Origin of the sequence: Streptosporangium sp. NPDC049376 (assembly GCF_044466505.1) — a bacterium.
Classification (GTDB): domain Bacteria; phylum Actinomycetota; class Actinomycetes; order Streptosporangiales; family Streptosporangiaceae; genus Streptosporangium.
In genome coordinates this window covers 60,892-79,120 of the sequence record NZ_JBITMT010000011.1, presented here as the reverse complement: position 1 = coordinate 79,120, position 18,229 = coordinate 60,892, and the positions used below count along the sequence as shown (strand labels likewise).

Below are 18,229 nucleotides of genomic sequence, written 5' to 3'. Positions count from 1 at the left end.
GATGCAGACTGCATCTAACATAAACCGTTCCCAAGGGGTGTGCGATGGGCCGACGGCGCGGAGAACGGTTGGAGCAGGCCATCCTCAACGCCACCTGGGACCTACTGACCCAAGTGGGCTACGCCAAACTGACCATGGAGGCCGTGGCCGCCAGAGCGGGCACCAGCCGGCCGGTGATCCACCGCCGCTGGCCCACCCGCGCGCGACTAGCACTCGCGGCCCTCGACCACACGGCTCCCCCCGACGCCGAGCCACCGGACACCGGCGGACTGCGAACCGACCTGCTCGCCATGATGCGGCAGATCACCCACCGATTCGGCTCCGTGCACGGCGAGGTCCTCGCCGGGATGACGGCCGAGACAGCCCGTGACCCGGAGGCCGCCCACGCCCTGCGCGCCCGGCTGACCGTCACGACCCGAGGACAACAGGTCGCGACCATAGTCCGGCGAGCCGTCGAGCGGAACGAGATCCTCCCCGTCCTCCTGCCCTCACGCGTGACCACACTCCCGCTCGACCTGATCCGCAACGAGATCGTGCTGTACGGCCGGCCACCGGGCGAGGACGCGATCACCGAGATCGTCGACTCCGTCCTCCTGCCCGCGATACTCCACGCCCCGGCCCCCGGCTTCGATGCCGGGCAACCGGTCGCGGAGAAGCCCTGACCCTTCGGATGCCACGACGACCCACCGCCGGTCGCCGAGGCACCGCGTCCAACCGGCTCCGGGCTGTCGAGCCGGCATGCCGCCGTCCCCGCGCCGCTGCGAACGCCGGGCAGACCGCTTCTCCTCCTTCATCGCTGTCGCCGCAGCCCTCATCCGCTCCCGCCGCCTCGTCGAACAGGCCACCGGCGCCGCGGGATGACGGTGGTTCACCGGGCCGGAAACCGAACCCACGCTGCTCAGAGCAGATCTGCCCCAGGCGGATCGTGTCGACGCCGGTCCTGGTCGCCTCACAGGATGGACGCATGAGCGAAAAATCGAATCCTCCGCTTTTCGACACGCGGGTGAGGCGCGAACTCTACGAACAGCGTGTCCTCGTTCTCGACGGCCCTCTCGATGACGACAACGGGACCCTGCTGGCCACGCAGCTGATAGCACTCGCCACGCAGGACGCGTCAACGGACATCGCGCTCTGGATTCACTCCCCGGGCGGTTCCGTTCCCTCGATGCTCGCCATTCGCGACGTCATTCGACTCATTCCCTGTGATGTGTCGACCCTCGTCCTGGGCATCGCCTACAGCGCCGGACAGTTCCTGCTCTCGTCGGGAGCCAGGGGAAAGCGCCGCGCCCTGCCTCATTCACGCGTCCTGATGCACCAGGGCTCGGCGGGAATCGGTGGCACCGCGGTCGACATCGAACTGCAGGCCGGTGACCTGCGGCACACTCGCGACACGGTGCTCGGTCTCATCGCCGCGGACACGGGGCAGTCCGTCGAGCGCATATTCGAGGACTCTCTGCACGACCGTTGGTACACGGCGCAGGAGGCACTGGAATACGGCTTCATAGACGCGATCGTTCAGGACTTCCACGAGATCGCACCACACAATCGCCCCCGAACCGGTTTCGGCATCACCGGAGGAGTCGGCCAGTGAGCACATACACGATCCCGAACGTCATCGCCCAGAACCCTCGTGGCGAGCGCATCATGGATGTCTACTCGCACCTGCTCACCGAGCGAATCGTCTATCTGGGCACCGCGATCGACGCCGGCGTCGCGAACGCCCTCATCGCGCAGCTGATTTTCCTGGAGTCGGACAACCCCGAGGCCGAAATACAGTTCTACATCAACTGTGAGGGCGGGGACCCGAGCGCGATGCTCGCGATATACGACACCATGCGCTACATCCGCCCGCGGGTTTCGACGACCTGCGTCGGACAGGCCGTGGCGGTCGGCGCCGTCCTTCTCGCCGCGGGCACCGAGGGAAAGCGCGCCGCCCTGCCGCACGCACGGGTGATCCTGCACCAGCCCGCCGCCCAGGGGCGCGGAACGATCCCCGACCTCATCCTGCAGGCCGACGAGGTCGTCCGTGTCCGAGCGGACATCGAGCGCATCCTGTCACGGCACACCGGTCAGACGGTCGAGACCCTCCGCGCCGACACCGACCACGACCGCGTGTTCACCGCGGCCTCGGCCCTGGAGTACGGGCTCATCGACCAGATCATCGAGGAGCGTTCGCCCGCCCGCAGGTGATCCGGCGGCTACGCGGCCAGGGCGTACGCCGCCGAGCAGGTGGCGCCTCTCGACACGCCGCTCTGCGCGGACCGCAGGCTCTCGGAGACCGCGAGGGTCAGGTCGATCAGGGTCACATCCAGCGCTCCGGCGACCGCGGCGATCATCTCGCTCGACGGCTCCTTGACGCCCCGTTCCATCTCGGAGAGATACTGCGGCGAGACCCCGGCACGACGTGCCGTCTCGCTCAGCTTCTCGCCCCGCCCGTGACGAAGACCTCTGAGGCACTCACCGAGCGCGTGCCGCCACAACGGCTCGCGAACCGGAGACGGCTTGGAGTCGGTCCGAACGATCGCCGGACGCAGCGGCGGAACGGAAGAGGCCATACCTCACCTTAAGGAGACGCCACCCCCAAGTTCAGCCCAATCCGCGCAGAGCAGAACCGTTCCCGTCTTCCCTGGTCCGTCGATCACCGTGGACGAACACCTCCATGGCTGGATCGAGGGGCCCACGCCATGGAGGTCAACCCGGAAGCTCCTGGCCATCCGTCTCAGCGCCAAGTCCTTCATCGGCAGGACAGGGCTCGGTCATCAAGCTCTAGCCGGGTGGTCAGTCGCTTCCCCGGCGACGGCGATACTCGGTCTTGACAGGCCTGAGACGGTCACGCCTGGCGGCGACTGCCTGATAGTCCACCATTTGACCGCTCTCCCACTCGGCGGCACGCCTCTCCCGTCGCTCTCGCAAGACGGCCGTTCCCTGAGCCAGCCAGTCAGGGTCATGGCGCACCTCCACCATCTCGCCAGAGGCGATCAGGTCAGCGGCTTCCCTCTCGGACAGCTCCCTGCCCACCCAGTCGGGCAGCCGACGGAGACCTCGCCGGTCACGACGCGACACACACCCTCCTGAAGCACAGGTATCGGCCCTCAGAGTAACCAGGTGTTTCCACCGTCTCCGCGAGACCACCGGGACGGTATCTCGTGGCCGGCGACGCCGAACGGATCCGTACCTGCCGAGTCTCGCGAATCCCGGACCTCGACGTCCTCGACGAGCGGTTCGACCTGGCGGACCTACCTGGAGTGTTGCGACGCGCGCCGACACCAGGGGGAGACGACGCTCCTTCTTTCCCCCAACGCCCTCGGATCCCGGCCGGATCGGCAAACAGGAGATAATTCACTTATTCAGCACGAAAGAACATATCACCGCATTTCCGCTCATGAACCAAGCGATCTACCTTACTGCGTGAGCAAGTTGACGGAAGCGAGATGGATTACATCCAATTCACACATTAAATTGCGGATACATCCGACTCTGAGACTGTTTCCCGAGGTCACATCGGTAGAGAGGGATCACGACCGGGGTGGACCGGATTGAATTCGCTCGAAGGGCGCATGCTATGGCGGCATATGCATACCGATGTCCGCATTGCTCCGAAATTGAGGCCGTTTTTCCGATCGGCACCGCACCCGCTACGGTGCCGTGCCCAGACTGCGGCGCGGTCTCCGTTCGGACATTCTCAGCGCCGATGCTGGCGCGCATTCCGACCGCCGTGTCCGCGCAGTTGCAGCGCGCGGAGCGCAGCGCCTCCGAGCCCGAAGTCGTCACGTCCCTGCCACGGCGCCGTACCGGAGGCGCGGTGGCCGTCCATCCCGCCACCGCCCGCCTACCGAGGCCGTGACCGTCCCGCAGTGCCGAAAGGAATCCAGCCGTGCCAGAGTTGATTTTCCCGCTCGACTCGACGAAGAAGTTCACCGACCAGGCCAAGATCGGTCACAACCGTTGGCACCCCGCGATCCCGCCTGTGGCACGGGTCAAGCCCGGCGACAGCTTCCGGGTCCACTGCCGGGAGTGGTTCGACGGCGCGATCCACAACGACGACTCCGCCGAGGATGTCCGTGACGCCCCGTTGATGAAGGTGCACGCGCTCAGCGGCCCGTTCGCGGTCGAGGGAGCCGAGCCGGGCGACCTGCTGGTCGTGGACATCCTCGACCTGGGGCCCATTCCCCAGGAGGACAGCGGCCCACTGGCCGGTCAGGGCTGGGGTTACACCGGGATCTTCCCCACCAAGAACGGCGGGGGGTTCCTCACCGAACAGTTCCCCGACGCCTACAAGGCGATCTGGGACTTCTCCGGCCAGGTCGCCACATCACGCCATATCCCAGCGGTGTCGTTCACCGGCATCGCCCACCCCGGGCTCATGGGCACCGCGCCGTCGGCGGCGCTGCTGTCGAAGTGGAACGCGCGGGAGTCGGCGCTGATAGCCACAGACCCGCAGAGGGTGCCACCGCTGGCCCTGTCTCCCGAGCCCCGGGAGGCCATCCTCGGCGGCGTCTCCCCGTCCGAGTTCGACCGGATCGCGGCCGAGGCCGCCCGTACCGCGCCGCCGCGAGAGAACGGCGGCAACCAGGACATCAAGAACCTCACCCGGGGCTCCCGAATCTTCTACCCGGTGTACGTATCCGGTGCGAACCTGTCGGTCGGCGACCTGCACTTCTCACAGGGCGACGGTGAGATCACCTTCTGCGGCGCCATCGAGATGGGCGGCTTCATCGACCTGCGGGTCGACGTCATCAAGGACGGCATGCAGACCTACCGCGTCGGCGAGAACGCCATCTTCATGCCGGGCCGTACGGATCCTCAGTACAGCGAGTGGCTGGCCTTCTCCGGGGTGTCCGTCACCCTGGACGGCGAGCAGCGCTATCTCGACTCGCAGCTGGCCTACCAGCGGGCCTGTCTGCACGCGATCGACTACCTGACGGCGTTCGGCTACAGCCCCGAGCAGGCGTATCTGTTGCTCGGCGCCGCGCCGATCGAGGGCCGGTTGTCGGGGGTGGTGGACATTCCCAACTCCTGCGCCACCGTCTATCTGCCAACCGCGATCTTCGACTTCGACGTCCGTCCCGGCTCCTCCGGCCCGTTCCGCGTACCGCAGGGCACCAGCGCCCCGCACGCCAGTTTCGACTGAACCGCCGACCTCCCGCTTTCAGGCGGGCCGATCACTCTGGTCGGGTAACGAAGACGGTGGCCGAAGTGAGCCGGAACACGTGGAGCGCGAGGCCCGGTTGCGGGCCACGTGAAAGACAAGCCCGAGATTCGGTGTGCGGCTGCGTATGAGGCCTCCAGATTGAGGTGTCTGAAACGACACATCCCACACCGACCGAGGAACCCTGCGAAGGTGGACGGCGTTAACTGATCATGACGAGCGATGAGAAGCCAACCGGCCGGTTCCAGCGTCTGCCTGAGCGGCCGGACCCTGCGACCTGGGTGCCGGGCCGGGATGAGGACCCGTTGCCGCAGGTGATCGCCGAGCCCGGAAACCCAGTCGACGCGACCCTGCAGTGGGTGGCGCCCGAGCTGTACGCGGCACAGCAGATCAGCGATGCGATCGTCCGCCGTCGCTCCCACGACTGACCACAGGGTTCAGCCACCTCACACTGGCTGGGGTGTCTGACGCGGTCGTTCGACAAGCTCGGCACCGGACCTGCCGCCGGTGTAGCGGAAAGCCGTCATCGTGACGGCGCTCTGCTTGGCGGTCGACCGCGAGCTGGGGAAGCGTTCCAGGAACGACAGCGAGATGTCGGTTTTCAGACATCTCGGTCTGGGCGGCTTCGGAGAAGGCGTGCCAGATGCCGGCCGGTACGGCCCAGCGGTGCGGATGGACGGCCTTGATCACGCACAGCGTCTGTACGGCAAAGGCCTCCACACCGGTGTGAGACGTCGCCGTAGGACCATCAGAGAATTTGCGAATCGGCACGGTCTGTCTGCCGTTTCCTCCGTTCGACGCGTACGGCGCGGACGATCAGGTAGGTCAGCAGCAGTACCCCCACGACGAGGACACCCACGCGGACAGCGGGGGTCTCAAGGTCTCTTGACGCCCCTTTGAGGACGAAGAAGACACCCAGATAGAGCACGAATCCTCGCCCGTCGAACCACAGGTGGACACGGGGAATGCCGTTGAGGATCATCAGGCTGAGAATCACGTAAGCGAAGATCAGGAAGCCCGGAGCGAGATCCGTTGGCGGCCCCAACCAGAGGTAGGCCGCTCCTCCTATGGAGCCGATCAGCGACATTGTGATCGCGGTCACCTTTTGCGGCTTGGACAGCGCGTTGAACCACGACGAAGGCCGATCTGCGGAATTCACGAGATCAATCTCGCACAGAACGACAATCAATCGCCAGGCATGGCCTGACATGCCCATGTAGACGGCCCCGCCCTGGCCGTAGTTGGCGTGCCCATCAGCTGAAACGGCCGGACAGATCGTCAGTGACGACGATGACCGATCCGCGCCGGTTGGCCGCGGCGGTCCGCTGAAGCAACCGGATCCGATGCGGTGACCAGGATCCGGCGCGCCTGAGAGCGGTGGATGCCGATGCCCGCCACACGGGCGACGGCGGTCAAGCTGTTCGGCATCCACCGCGGCGGGCCGCTCTCATCGGCCGCCACCAGGGCGCCTGCCTCGTCGCGAACCGGGTGCCCGGGCGGGGCCGAGCGCGCCAAGGCGATGATCATCCGCGTTCGACCCTCGTCGGTGTCCAGCCTCAGGCGCGCGAACAGTGGTTCGGCATGATGATCTGAACCATCGTTCCCCCGGCCCAGCCGGCATCCACACCCTCGATCAGCAACGCGGCACCGGACACCCTGGGGAAGCTGGAGCGAACCGGCTACCCGCAGGTTGGACGCCGCGACTGAATACCGGTGCCCACGCCGGATTCAGCGGCAGACCATACCGGGCACAGGGAGCGTCCCGGAGATCAGGTAACGGTCGACACTCCCGGTCGCGCAGGCGTTACGCAGGTACGCGGTGTGCCCGTCGCCGTCATAGGTCAGCACCTGTGACCCCTTGATACCCCTGGCCAGGCTCTTGGCCCAGACGAGCGGCGTTGCGGGATCATGCGTGTTCCCGACCAGCAGAACGGGCGGCACCTGGGTGATGCGCACCGGCCGCTGCGGATTGGACGGCTGGACGGGCCATCCCAGACATCCGGTCGTCATGTCCCAGAACTCCGATGTCCCGCGCATGTGCGGGGCCCTCCGTACGGCGTCCCGAGCCCAGGCCCTGAGCTGCGAGAATCCGTTGGTTCCAGGGTCGATGTCCTGACAGAGGACCGCCCGGTAGGCCGAGGTCATCGCGGAGTTGTCCAGCGCCTCAGTCCGCATCTGCCCGAGGATCTCCGCATCGCCCTGCTCCGCCTGAACGATGCCCCGGGCCAGATCGCCGTTGAACTCGGGGGCCAGCGTGAGCATCACATACGCGGCGTAGCGCAGTTCTTCCGCCGTCAGCGGACGCCCGCCGGTCACCGGAATCGGCGTCTTCTCCGCCTTGCGCATCAGCGCGTCCCACACCTGTGGTACGGACCGACCGTGCAGCTCGCATTCCTCCGTCCGCTCGCACCATTCGCCGAACCTGTCGAACCCGTCCTCCACCGCCTCCGCGGCATCCCGCACCATCTGGCGCGAGCTCATCCCGTGATCGACGATCCCATCCAGGGCCATCGCCCGTACCCGGTCGGGGAACCGTCGCGCGTACTCGGTCCCCAGCATGCTCCCGTAGGAGCGTCCCAGGTAGCTGATCTGCTCCTCGCCCAGCGCGGCCCGCACCGCGTCGAAGTCTCGCGCCACACTCCCGGTGTCCACGTGACCGATCAACGGCCCGCAACTCACGCCCACGGCCCGGTTGTGCGCGACAAGGCGGTCATACTCCCACCGCGTCTCAGGGAACTGCGTGACAGCCGGATCATGCACCGCCTTCCCGCACTGGATCTGCCCACTGCCGGCGACCCCGCGCGGATCGATCCCAACGATGTCGAACCGCTCGCGTAACTCCTCGGAGAAGTAGTACTGCGACCAATTCCGCACCAGATAGGCCGCACCCGCCCCTGGTCCTCCCGGGTTGTAGAACAGCGTCCCGACCCGTTGTCCGGTGGCCTTGCGACGCGTCATGTTCAGCGAGATCCGAGGCCCGTCCGGCTTAGCCCAGTCCACCGGCACCGCGAGGGCGCCGCACTCGGCCCCGGGTTCCTCCCCGCAGGCTCGCCAGTCGATCGTGTCCGTACCGGTCGCACTTACCGCTTGGGTCACTTGGCCGGTCGCGGCGGCAGGTGCCGCGGGGAGCGCTACCGCGATCAGCGCCAAGCCCGTGATGAGGGGGGTCCATTTCATGATCTAGATCGTCCCCAGCCCACCGGCCTCCGCCATCGGCCGAACGGACGATAGTTCGCTCTCCAAAGGAGATTCGAGATCTCGCCTCGGTCGGCGGTGGGCGTCCTTGATGAGGCTCTGCAGGGCTTCGACCGAAGAGCCGTGATCCCGCTGTTCTCCCAAAGCTCTCCCAAAATGACAGAGGCCCTCTCTCCGGCGTAGGGAGAGAGGGCCTCTGACCTGGAGCCGCCTTCGGGATTCGAACCCGAGACCCCTTCATTACGAGTGAAGTGCTCTGGCCGACTGAGCTAAGGCGGCATGTCGCGTCCGCGTGAACGCGACCTACGGCAGTCTACAGGCTTCGCGGGGGTTTGCGCTCCACCGTGTCAGTCGATCTTCGGGCAGCGGACACCGTCCTCGGGAACGGTCAGGTTGATCAGATAGTCGTCAACCAAACGGTCCACACAGGACGAACCGCTGCGGTAGGCCGTGTGACCGTCGCCGTCGAAGTCGACCAGGACTCCCGAGGAGAGCTCGCTCGCCAGGGCCTTGGCCCACTCGTACGGCGTCGCCGGGTCACGCTCGGTCCCCACGACCAGGATGGGCGCGGCCCCCGGGGCGTCGATCTTCTCCTTGGGGGCCGACTCGATCGGCCAGTAGGCACAGGCCAGCGTTCCCCACATGATGTACGGCCCGAACAGGGGAGCGTCCTTGAGCGACTCGCGCGCCGCGGCGGCGAACTCGGCCGAACCCCGGGGGAAGGCGGAGTCGACGCAGTTGATGGCGGTGTTCGCCTCGGTCTGGTTGGCGTACTCGCCGTTCCGGTCACGGTTGACCAGCAGGTCGGCCAGGCGCAGCAGGGTGGTCCCGTCGCCGCGTTGGGCGTCGGTGAGCGCACGGCGCAGGATCGGCCACGCCTGCCGTTCGTAGAGCGGGGTGACCAGGCCGAGGACGGTCCACGACTCGCCGATCGCGCGGCTGTCGGTCCTGTTGGTGAGCGGCTGCCGGTCCGCGCGGCTCAGCAGTTCGGCGATCTGCTTCCGCGCGGAGGCCACCGTGCCCTGGAAGGGGCAGTCGGGCGCGGTGAGGCAGTTCTCCAGGAAGGCGTCGAGGGCCACCTCGAAGCCGCGGGCCTGGGTGACGTTCATCTCCACCGGGGTGAGCGAGGGATCGACGGCGCCGTCCAGCACGAGGGCGCGCACCCGCTTGGGGAACAGGTCGGCGTAGACCGCGCCGAGTTGCGTGCCGTACGACTTGCCGAGGTAGGTGAGGCGTTCGTCGCCGAGGGCGGCGCGCAGCAGGTCCATGTCCTTGGCCGCGTTGGTGGTGCCGACGTACGGCAGGAGCTTGCCCGAGCGGGCCTGGCATCCGGCGACGTAGGCACGCGCGCCCTTCTCCAGGGCCGCGATCTCCTCCGGGGAGTCGGGGGAGCCGTCCAGACCGGTGTAGTCGTCCAGTTCCTTCGACGACAGGCAGCGCACGGGTGCGGAGCCGCCGACCCCGCGTGGGTCGAAGCCCACCACGTCGAACCTCTCCCGTACGGCGTCGCTCAGCACCGACTGGGCGTTGCGCGCGTACTCGACGCCCGAGGCGCCGGGACCACCGGGATTGATCAGGATGGAGCCGACACGCTTGCCCTTCGCGGGCAGCCGGATGACGCTGATCTCGATCTTCTCGCCGTCCGGCTTGGCGTAGTCGAGGGGAACCCCCAGCTTGGCGCACTCGTAGCCACCGCCACAGGAGGTCCACGCGAGCGAGGTGGCCGCCCCGCCGTCACGAGCGGCACCACCGTCACGAGCGGCACCGGCGTCACGGCCGTCGCGGGCGTCCACCCCCGAACAAGCCGTCGCGAACAACGTCAGCGCCGCGAACGCGGCGGCCGTACGGCGGTACCTGTGCGGTGTGACCACTCGCCTCATCCTTCTGGGTCAGGGCGTGCGAGGTCACGCGCGAGACGTTCGGATCCTACTGCGAGTCGCCGTAGGCGGCGTCGTGTTGTTTTCTCGGGGAGCAGACGGAGGCGGACGGGCAGGCGCAGCGACGGCCGCCGTCGTCGAGGCGGACGACCACCGAGTCGGAGGGGACGTTGCGCCCGACCACGGTTCCCGGGCCCTGCGCGGTGTCCACCTTCGCCCCGACCTTGGGCATTCTGCTCTGCGCCTCGGTGTAGAGGGGGTGTTCGTATTTCAGGCAGCACATCAGCCGCCCGCACGCCCCGGCGATGCGCATCGGGTTGACCGGCAGCTCCTGGTCCTTGGCCATCCGCACCGAGACCGGTTCGAAGTCCTTCAGGAAGGTCGCGCAGCACAGGTCACGGCCGCAGGGACCGATTCCGCCCTGCAGCCGGGCCTCGTCGCGGGGGCCGATCTGGCGCAGCTCGACGCGGGCCCGCAGGTTCCTGGCCAGGTCGCGGACGAGGAGACGGAAGTCCACCCGGTGGGGGGCCGAGAAGTAGACGGTGTAGACGTTGTCCGTGTCGAGGTAGTCGACCCCGACGACCTTCATGGGCAGTTCGTGCCGTCTGATGAGCCGTTTGGCGACGCTCCTGGCCTCGGCCCGCCGGCGTCTGTTGGTCTCGTCGCGGGTCAGGTGCTCCTCCCCGGCGAGGCCCTCGCACACCGGCAGGCCGTCGATCTCCTCACTCGTCCACTGCGGCGCCCAGACGCACTCGGCGACCTCGGGACCGGCGTCGGTCGGCACGAGCACCTTGTCGCCGATCTTGGGGCTGTGGCCGCCCGGATCGAGGTAGTACAGACGGCCGTATCGGGTGAAGCTCACGGCCATGATCATGCTCATATGGCTCCAAGCGGCTGGGGGTACGGCTAAGCGCCCACGCCAGCCACCCTACGCGTCACGGCCGTCCCTGGGGACTCCCAAGCTCGGGTTACCTGCCCCTGCCCTTCACCGAGCACGACGGTCGGTCCTCGTCCCCGAAGACCGTGTCGATGATGACCGACCGCAGGGAGGCGCGTTCGCGGAGGCACACGGCGTCCACGGCGACGGCCACCCCGGGTAGTTCGCTCGCGGCTTCGAGCAGCGCCGCCCGGTCCGCGCCCGGCCTGACCTGGACGATGAAGGTTTCCGGCATATCCGTGATCTTCACGGTCTTCAGAAGAGCAGGGTTTTTGTCCTCGTACTGCCGCTGGAAGCCCTCGTAGGCCGTCCGTTGGTCCCTGAAGGAGACGCTCCCCACCTCGGGCCGCCCCTGAAGCGCCCGCTGGATGTCGGCCTTCTCCGTCTCGGTCGCCTTCCCTCCCGCACATCCGGGGTGCACGGTCGCATCACCGCTGAGGCACAGGAAGACGTTGACGCTCGATGTATCGGACTCGTCCGTAGCCCCCACGGACATGGCGACGACCTCGCTCCGGTCGGGAGAGGACAGAACAGCGGCGACCCGTACCGTCAGGAACACGGCGACGGACGCGGCGGCGACGACAACCGCGACCGGGATCACCCACCGCCTGCGACGGCGCGAAGACACGGTCAGCGGGCGGACGTTCACGGCGGTCGAGGCGGCGGCGGACAGGGCGTCGCGCAGACGGTTCTCCGTCTCGGTCATGGCTGCTCTCCAAGGTCTCTAAGGTCTCCAGGGCCTCCAGGACTTGCCGGGGTTCCGGACGCTCCAGGCGCTCCGGGGTCACCGAGGGCTCTGGCGAGGGCGGCCAGTCCGCGCGTGATGGTGGACCTGGCCGTGCTGGCGCCCACGCCCATGGTCTCGGCGATCTCGGGGTCCGACAGGTCGAAGTAGTAGCGCAGCGTGAGCGCCTCCCGCTGCCGCCTGGGCAGCCGGAGCAGGGCAAGAAGCACCTCACGGCGTTCCTCTCCGAGCAGCGCCGCGTGCTCCGCCGACCAGACGGGCGGTTCGTACGGCACGGCCCGCCGCCATGTCACGGCCCTGCGCCGCAGCACGGAACGGCAGCCGTTGAGCACCGCGGAGCGGACGTAGGCCAGTGCGCGCCCGGGGTCGCGCAGGCGGCGTCTGCCCGCGTGGGTGCGGGCGAACGCCTCCTGCACGACGTCCTCGGCCGTGGGCTGGTCGCCGACCATGAGCAACGCGAGCCGTACCAGCCCGAGGTGGTGGTCGGCGAACAGCGCCGCGACGTCGGTGCCGTCCCTGATCGTTGGCTCTCCATGGGAGAGCAGTTCGGCCTTCACATCACAGAGACGCCGCCGATCGGGATCTGCTGCTTTCATCCAGCGAAAACCTCTGCCCGCCGAACCCGGACCCACCCGAAACCGGCCGCTCGAAACCCCGGGCCGTGGCCGTCAGCGGGTGAGGTCGGCGAAGGCCCTCTCCCAGCGGGCGGAGATCGTGGAGATGTCGTACTTCTCCGCCGTCCGCAGGGCGTTGGCGGCCATCCTGAGCCTGCCCTCCTCGTCGTCGATCATCTCCAGCAGCCCCTCGGCGAGGGCGTCCACGTCGTCGGGCGGGACCAGCAGCCCGTCGTGGCCGGAGGTGATGATCTCCCGGGGGCCCCGGGGGCAGTCGAAGCTGACCACCGGGACGCCACAGGCGAACGCCTCGATGATCGTCATGCCGAAGCCCTCGAAGCGGGAGCTGACCGCGTGGATCGAGGCCTTGGCGAGCTCTCCCTCGATGTCGTCCGTCGGCCCCATGAACATGACGTTGTTGTGCAGGCGGAGCTTGACGGACGTCTTCATCAGCTTGTCGGCGATCCGGCCCTCGCCGTAGATGCGCAGCTTCCAGTCGGGGCGCTTCGTGATCACCTGGGCGAAGGCCTTCAGCAGCCGGTCGTAGCCCTTGACCGGCACCAGCCTTCCCGCGGCCAGCACGATGCGGTTGTCCTGCTTCGAGCGCGGGCGCGCCCCTCCGGCCAGGCCGTTGCCGATGGTGTAGACCCGGGTCCCCGCCTGGCCGAGCATGGCGCGGTAGTCGCGCTCGTCGGCCTCGGTGAGGGTGACGACCGCGTCCAGCCTGGGGTACCACTGCCGGATCTCCTCGAAGATCCCGGGCTTGTGCGCCTCGAAGTGCAGGTGCTCCTGGGCGATCCTCACGACCCCCCTGCGGGCGAACCTGGCGGCCATGATGTTCAGCCCGGCCCTGGTGGTGACGAGCACGTCGGTGCGCAGCCTCCGCAGTTCCCGCCTGAGCACCTCGTCGCTCCAGGCGGTGAAGGAGGGGTAGGCACGTTCCTCGGGGTGGACGAGCGTGCTCTCCATCGCGCTCAGCCGCTCGGCCCGCTTCGTGTACGGCCAGCGGACCCGTGCCCCCGGCCGCAGGTCGACCAGCGAACGCAGCCTGACCTTCTCCCCCAGCGGCAGGAAGGGCCGGTCGGCGTGCTGGAAGACGCTGATCACCTCGACGTCGTGCCGTTCGGATATCTCGGTCGCCAGGTCGAAGGTGGCACGGATCGTGCCGCCCATGCCGTACGCGTTGAGGATCAGGTAGGAGACCTTCACGCGGCCTCCTCCTCGACGCTGAAGGCGACGGCCAGGCTGTCGCTGTCGGTGTAGTACGGCCTGACCCTGATCCGGCCCACGTGCTGGGCGGGGAAGCGCACTTTGGTCTTCTTGTCGGCGACGTCGTCGAGCCGGGCGGCCAGCGGCAGCCGTACTCCCGCGATCTCGGCGTGCAGGTCCCAGAAGACGCGCTTACGCGCCTGGCCGTCGGCCATCGGTTCGATCAGGACGCTGCCGCCGAAGCGCCGCCCGCCGAAGGAGGCGGGCCCGCTCACCGGTTCGGTCCCCTTGCGCGGCACGGCCACGAGCCTGGCCGCCCCCTCGTACGGCTCTCCGTAGGCGACCAGGCCCTCGACCTCGATCACCCCGCCGTCGGCGACGACCCCGGTGACCTCGACGTACGGCTCGACCTCGCGGACGGTCAGGGCGAGGATTCCCGCCGACGTACGGAAGGCCCTGACCTCCCGGTCACGGGGAGTCCCGGCGTAGGCGACCAGGTCGTCGAGGGAGAAGCCAGGGTCGTCGGTGGCCAGCGGCTCCCCCCGGTGGGAGGCCAGCCATATCCCGGTCCGCAGGCCTGTCAGGTCCGTCCCGGAACGTTCCTCCCCTGTCTCCGCGTGCCGCAGAACGATCTCCGCGTCGTCGGCCGGGGCGGTCTGCCCCGGCCACTCGATCCGCAGTGTGTCGTCGTCTCTCACGCGGCTGGTGACGGCCCGCCGGCCCCCTGGCACCGTCACGTCCCCCCGCGATCCCATGCTGACCAAGAGTCCCCCGGTCCTTCCCTGTCCATCCCCGTCGAACAGGACATGTTCGGTAGTTTTATAACGAATGCATCGAAATTTGCTGGGAATTCTAACGATGCACACCCCAACTTTGAGGGGGATTAGCCGGGAATGGTTCCATCCGATCTAAGAACCGTTCCTCACCAGGCGGCACCCGCTCCCCGCGCGCCGGGCGTTCTCGCACGTCCTTGGCAGGCTCACGCCCGGCGAGCGTGAGCGAGGCCACAGGGAGGCGGAGCCGTCCCGGGCGGGGTTTCATCCCGACCTGCATGCCCAAGAGACGCCGAAACCCACCCGTAAGGTTGCTTACAGGTGGTGAAAAGTCCGAAAAATCAGGCGACTGGACGCCGTAGGGAGAGCGTCATCGCCTCCACGGCCATCTGCGGGTTGACGTTGGCGGCCAGCCGCTCCCGGCACCGCATGATCGCGTCGATCCTGCGCAGGGTGTCCTCCGGCGTCGAGGAGCGGGCCAGCCCCTCAAGGTCGTCCCTGCGGTCCTCGGTGGCCAGCTCGACATGCGCCCCGAACTGTACGGCCAGCACGTCCCGGTAGAACGCCACCAGGTCGAGCAGGGCCGTGTCGATGACGTCGCGCTTGGTCCTGGTCGCCCGGGACTTCTGCCGCTCCTCCAGGTCCTTGAGCGCGCCGGCCCCACCCCGGATGAGCCCCTTGTTGAGCCCCTTGCCCGAGGAGCCCTCACCGTAGATCTTCCGCAGCTCGGCGACCTCGGACTCGTTCAGGGTCGCGGTGACCGCGGCGGCCTCCTCCTCGGCGGTCTTCACCAGCCGTTCTGCGGCCGTGACGCACTCGGCGACGCCGGTCAGCGACCTGGGGATGGACAGCACCGCGTCCCGGCGCTTACGCGCCTCCTCGTCCAGCGCCAGCCTGCGGGCCCGGTCGATGTGCCCCTGGGCGGCCCTGGCGGCGAACTCCGCCGTGGCGGGCGGCACGTTCTCCCGGGTGGCCAGCACGTGTGCGACCGCGGCGGTCGGCGGGGTGACGAGCGTCACCTGACGGCAGCGCGACCTGATGGTGATCATCATGTCGTCGGGAGCGGGCGCGCACAGCAGCCAGACGGTCCTCGGCGGCGGCTCCTCGATCGCCTTGAGCAGCGCGTTCGAGGCGCCCTCCGTGGCACGGTCGGCGTCCTCGAACAGCACGACGCGCCAGCGGCCCAGGGTCGGCGCCCCGGCCGCGCGCAGGATGAGCTGACGGGTGTCCTTGATGCCGTACGACAGCCCCTGAGGCCGTACCGTCTCCAGGTCCGGGTGGGAGCCGACGGCCACCTGGTGGCACATGTCGCAGTGGCCGCACCCCTGGTCCTTGCAGAAGAGCGCGGCGGCGAAGGCCCTGGCCGCCTCCTCCCTGCCCGACCCCGGCGGGCCGGTGAACAGCCACGCGTGGGTCATCCCCGCTCCGCGCCCGCCCGCCAGGAGCTCGGCCCCCGCCACGGCGGCGCGGCGCAGCGTCAGGGCCGCCTGCTCCTGCCCCACAAGGTCATCGAAGACACCCACGCCATCAACCTACCGCCGGGATCAGTCGCGGATGACGGGGATGGTCCCCGTGGCGTCCTCCGCCTCCTGCGGCACCGGGTCGGGCAGCATCTCGCGCATCCGGTCGTGGATGAGCTGGGAGATCCGCTCCTGGGGAAGCGTCCCGTCGAGGACCAGATAGCGCTCGGGTTCGGCCGCGGCCAGCGCGCGGAACTCACGCCGCACCCGCTCGTGGAACTCCATCGGCTCCGACTCGATCCGGTCGGCGGCCCCGCCGAGCCGGGCCAGCCCGACCGAGGGCGGGGTGTCGATGAGCACGGTCAGGTCGGGGACGAGCCCGCCCGTCGCCCACCTGTTGAGCCGCTCGACCTCCGCCTGGTCGAGCGCCCGCCCCGCGCCCTGGTAGGCCAGCGAGGAGTCGACGTAGCGGTCGGAGATCACCAGGGCGCCCCTGTCGAGGGCGGGACGGATGACCTTCTCCACGTGCTCGGCCCGGTCCGCGGCGTACAGCAGCGCCTCCGACCTGGCCGAGAGCCCCTGGTGCACGGCGTCGAGCAGGATCGCGCGCAGACGCATCCCCACCTTGGTCGAGCCGGGCTCCCTGGTCTGCACGACGTCGAAGCCCTGGTCCCGCAGCCAGATCGCCAGCAGCCGCGACTGGGTGGTCTTGCCCGACCCCTCGCCGCCCTCGAAGGCGACGAACACCCCCCTGCGGTGCCCGGCACCGCCCGGCACCGGGCTGCCGTGCCCCCGCAGCGCCGCGACCAGGTCGGCCAGGACCGACATGCCGGGACGGTCGTCCATCTGCCGCAGCGCGAGGAAGCCGACGGTCACCGCGAGCAGCGCCCCGATCAGCAGCACCAGGTTGGAGCCGTCGAACACGTAGACCGTCTCCCGGCGGAAGACGAAGTCATGGCTGCCGAACAGGCCGGCCAGCGTCGGCACCACCGCGACGACCAGCAGCAGCGTGACCCTGGCCAGCGACTGCAGGAAGGAGAACGTACGGCCCCGCAGCCCGTCCTCGACCTCCAGGCCGATCATGGTGTAGCCGATGATCCAGGCCGTTCCCGCGCACGCCCCCAGCAATGTGGTGAGCATGACGACGATCGCCAGGTTGTGCACCAGCGCGACCGCGGCCAGCACCGCCCCGGCCCCGATGATCGACAGTCCGAACAGCCTGCGCCGGGACAGCTCCCGCAGCATCCGGGGGCCGAAGAACATGCCCGCCGCCATGCCGAGGAAGACCGCGCCGAACATCACGCCGTAGGCCGGGTCGCCGCCGCCGAGCGCCCGCACGTAGAGCTTGGCCACCCCGACCACCGCGCCCCCGGCGGCGAACGCGCCGATCATGCCGGTGATCAGTCCGCGGACCAGCCTGTCCCGGCCGACGAAGCGCCAGCCGTCCACGATCTGCCGCAGCACCGAGGGCGTGGCGACCTTGACGGTCGGAGAGGTCGTCTTCGGGATCTCCCTGAGGGTGAAGATGATGACGGCCGAGGCCAGGTAGGCCAGGGAGTTGACGAACAACGCCAGCGAGGTGTCCGCGAGAGAGGGCACCAGGGCGCCCAGCAGGTCGGTGGTGAAGGACAGCACCGCGAACAGCAGCGCGGCGATCGGGGCCGTGCCGTACGTGACGAGCAGGTTGAGCTGGTTTGCGGCCTCCAGGCGCTCCTTGGGCACCAGGTTCGGCACCGTGGCGTCCTTGGCCGGGACCCAGAACAGGTTGACGCACTCGACCAGGAACGTGGCGACGATGATCCACTGGTAGTTGCCGACCAGCGGGATCGACAACACCAGCGCGAAGCGCGCCACGTCGGCCGCGACCATCGTCAGCCTGCGGTCGAACCGGTCGGCGAACGCGCCGGCGAGCGGGCCGAGCAGGATCGCCGGGAGCATCTTCGCCACGAAGACGCCGCCGATCGCGAAGCTCTGGATCCGGTAGCCGGACCCGGCCGTGAGGTTGCCCGCCAGGGCGGTCAGCGCGATGAGGTTGAGCCAGTCGCCGAGGCTGCACACCGACATGGCCGTCCACAGCTTGCGGAACGGCGCGTTGGCCAGCACGTGGGGAGGCTTGCGACGCGCGGTGTTCCGGCCAGGGGTGGTCATGATGTCAGCGTATCCAGGTGTTCGCCGGGCGGGGGAAGACACGGGACCAGGCGATGTGCCAGGCCGTTCGTCGCCTGAGGTTAGTACGTACGGCCCGGCCCGCGCAGCGGAGGCGGTAGGAA

The 18,229-nt window shown here is 68.6% G+C and carries 17 protein-coding genes, 1 tRNA gene and 1 pseudogene; 7 read left to right on the top strand and 12 right to left on the bottom strand.

The window, feature by feature from the left end:
- The first annotated feature begins 44 nt into the window (after nt 1–44).
- The 3 genes from ACIBVQ_RS25770 (at nt 45) to ACIBVQ_RS25760 (ending at nt 2,190) form a co-directional block, all read left to right on the top strand.
- Nucleotides 45–662, top strand: coding sequence for a TetR/AcrR family transcriptional regulator (locus ACIBVQ_RS25770; RefSeq protein ID WP_399180503.1), 618 nt, complete (start codon nt 45–47; stop codon nt 660–662).
- 302 nt (nt 663–964) lie between these two features.
- Nucleotides 965–1,591: an ATP-dependent Clp protease proteolytic subunit gene (locus tag ACIBVQ_RS25765; protein ID WP_362782274.1), complete on the top strand. Its 627-nt coding sequence runs from the start codon at nt 965–967 to the stop codon at nt 1,589–1,591.
- The gene (locus tag ACIBVQ_RS25760; protein ID WP_352012793.1) at nt 1,588–2,190 is read left to right on the top strand and encodes an ATP-dependent Clp protease proteolytic subunit; all 603 of its coding nucleotides are present in this window, start codon (nt 1,588–1,590) and stop codon (nt 2,188–2,190) included. The genes ACIBVQ_RS25765 and ACIBVQ_RS25760 overlap by 4 nt, the downstream gene beginning before the upstream one ends.
- 8 nt (nt 2,191–2,198) lie before the next feature.
- On the opposite strand, the gene ACIBVQ_RS25755 is transcribed toward ACIBVQ_RS25760, so the two are convergent.
- On the bottom strand, nt 2,199–2,555 hold the full coding sequence (locus tag ACIBVQ_RS25755) for a helix-turn-helix domain-containing protein (protein WP_399180500.1): 357 nt from the start codon (nt 2,553–2,555) through the stop codon (nt 2,199–2,201).
- 1,007 nt (nt 2,556–3,562) lie between these two features.
- Between ACIBVQ_RS25755 and ACIBVQ_RS25750 the strand changes: the two are divergent.
- The 4 genes and pseudogenes from ACIBVQ_RS25750 to ACIBVQ_RS25735 all read left to right on the top strand — a co-directional run.
- A pseudogene (locus tag ACIBVQ_RS25750) lies at nt 3,563–3,679 on the top strand (FmdB family zinc ribbon protein); the annotation flags it as partial.
- Nucleotides 3,680–3,691: 12 nt separating this feature from the next.
- Nucleotides 3,692–3,844 (top strand): hypothetical protein, encoded by a 153-nt coding sequence (locus tag ACIBVQ_RS25745; RefSeq protein ID WP_352012974.1) that lies wholly within the window; start codon nt 3,692–3,694, stop codon nt 3,842–3,844.
- Nucleotides 3,845–3,874: 30 nt separating this feature from the next.
- A complete protein-coding gene (fmdA, locus tag ACIBVQ_RS25740; protein WP_362915374.1) occupies nt 3,875–5,131 on the top strand; it encodes a formamidase in 1,257 nt (418 codons plus the stop codon).
- 230 nt (nt 5,132–5,361) lie between these two features.
- Complete coding sequence (locus ACIBVQ_RS25735) at nt 5,362–5,577, top strand: hypothetical protein (RefSeq protein ID WP_352012788.1); 216 nt, start codon at nt 5,362–5,364, stop codon at nt 5,575–5,577.
- Nucleotides 5,578–5,897: 320 nt separating this feature from the next.
- Here ACIBVQ_RS25735 and ACIBVQ_RS25730 read toward each other — a convergent pair whose 3' ends face one another.
- From ACIBVQ_RS25730 to tmk, 11 genes are all read right to left on the bottom strand, one after another.
- Nucleotides 5,898–6,581 (bottom strand): hypothetical protein, encoded by a 684-nt coding sequence (locus tag ACIBVQ_RS25730; RefSeq protein WP_399180498.1) that lies wholly within the window; start codon nt 6,579–6,581, stop codon nt 5,898–5,900.
- A 296-nt stretch (nt 6,582–6,877) separates the two neighbouring features.
- On the bottom strand, nt 6,878–8,326 hold the full coding sequence (locus ACIBVQ_RS25725; RefSeq protein WP_399180496.1) for an alpha/beta hydrolase: 1,449 nt from the start codon (nt 8,324–8,326) through the stop codon (nt 6,878–6,880).
- A gap of 220 nt (nt 8,327–8,546) precedes the next feature.
- Nucleotides 8,547–8,623: transfer RNA gene (locus ACIBVQ_RS25720), tRNA-Thr, on the bottom strand.
- A gap of 68 nt (nt 8,624–8,691) precedes the next feature.
- Nucleotides 8,692–10,215 (bottom strand): alpha/beta hydrolase, encoded by a 1,524-nt coding sequence (locus ACIBVQ_RS25715; RefSeq protein WP_399180494.1) that lies wholly within the window; start codon nt 10,213–10,215, stop codon nt 8,692–8,694.
- Between the two features lie 55 nt (nt 10,216–10,270).
- The gene (locus ACIBVQ_RS25710; RefSeq protein WP_386191631.1) at nt 10,271–11,095 is read right to left on the bottom strand and encodes a stage 0 sporulation family protein; all 825 of its coding nucleotides are present in this window, start codon (nt 11,093–11,095) and stop codon (nt 10,271–10,273) included.
- 94 nt (nt 11,096–11,189) lie between these two features.
- Nucleotides 11,190–11,864 (bottom strand): permease-like cell division protein FtsX, encoded by a 675-nt coding sequence (locus tag ACIBVQ_RS25705; RefSeq protein ID WP_399180492.1) that lies wholly within the window; start codon nt 11,862–11,864, stop codon nt 11,190–11,192.
- Nucleotides 11,861–12,499, bottom strand: coding sequence for a sigma-70 family RNA polymerase sigma factor (locus ACIBVQ_RS25700; protein WP_399180490.1), 639 nt, complete (start codon nt 12,497–12,499; stop codon nt 11,861–11,863). The genes ACIBVQ_RS25705 and ACIBVQ_RS25700 overlap by 4 nt, the downstream gene beginning before the upstream one ends.
- 72 nt (nt 12,500–12,571) lie before the next feature.
- Entirely contained in the window at nt 12,572–13,726 is a 1,155-nt protein-coding gene (locus tag ACIBVQ_RS25695) for a glycosyltransferase family 4 protein (protein ID WP_399180488.1), read from the bottom strand.
- Entirely contained in the window at nt 13,723–14,424 is a 702-nt protein-coding gene (locus ACIBVQ_RS25690) for a hypothetical protein (protein ID WP_399180486.1), read from the bottom strand. The genes ACIBVQ_RS25695 and ACIBVQ_RS25690 overlap by 4 nt, the downstream gene beginning before the upstream one ends.
- A 416-nt stretch (nt 14,425–14,840) precedes the next feature.
- Nucleotides 14,841–16,022: a DNA polymerase III subunit delta' gene (locus tag ACIBVQ_RS25685; protein ID WP_399180484.1), complete on the bottom strand. Its 1,182-nt coding sequence runs from the start codon at nt 16,020–16,022 to the stop codon at nt 14,841–14,843.
- 21 nt (nt 16,023–16,043) lie between these two features.
- Nucleotides 16,044–18,107 carry a dTMP kinase gene (tmk, locus tag ACIBVQ_RS25680; RefSeq protein ID WP_386191400.1) on the bottom strand — a complete coding sequence of 688 codons (2,064 nt, stop codon included), beginning with the start codon at nt 18,105–18,107 and terminating at the stop codon, nt 16,044–16,046.
- Nucleotides 18,108–18,229 lie beyond the last annotated feature (122 nt).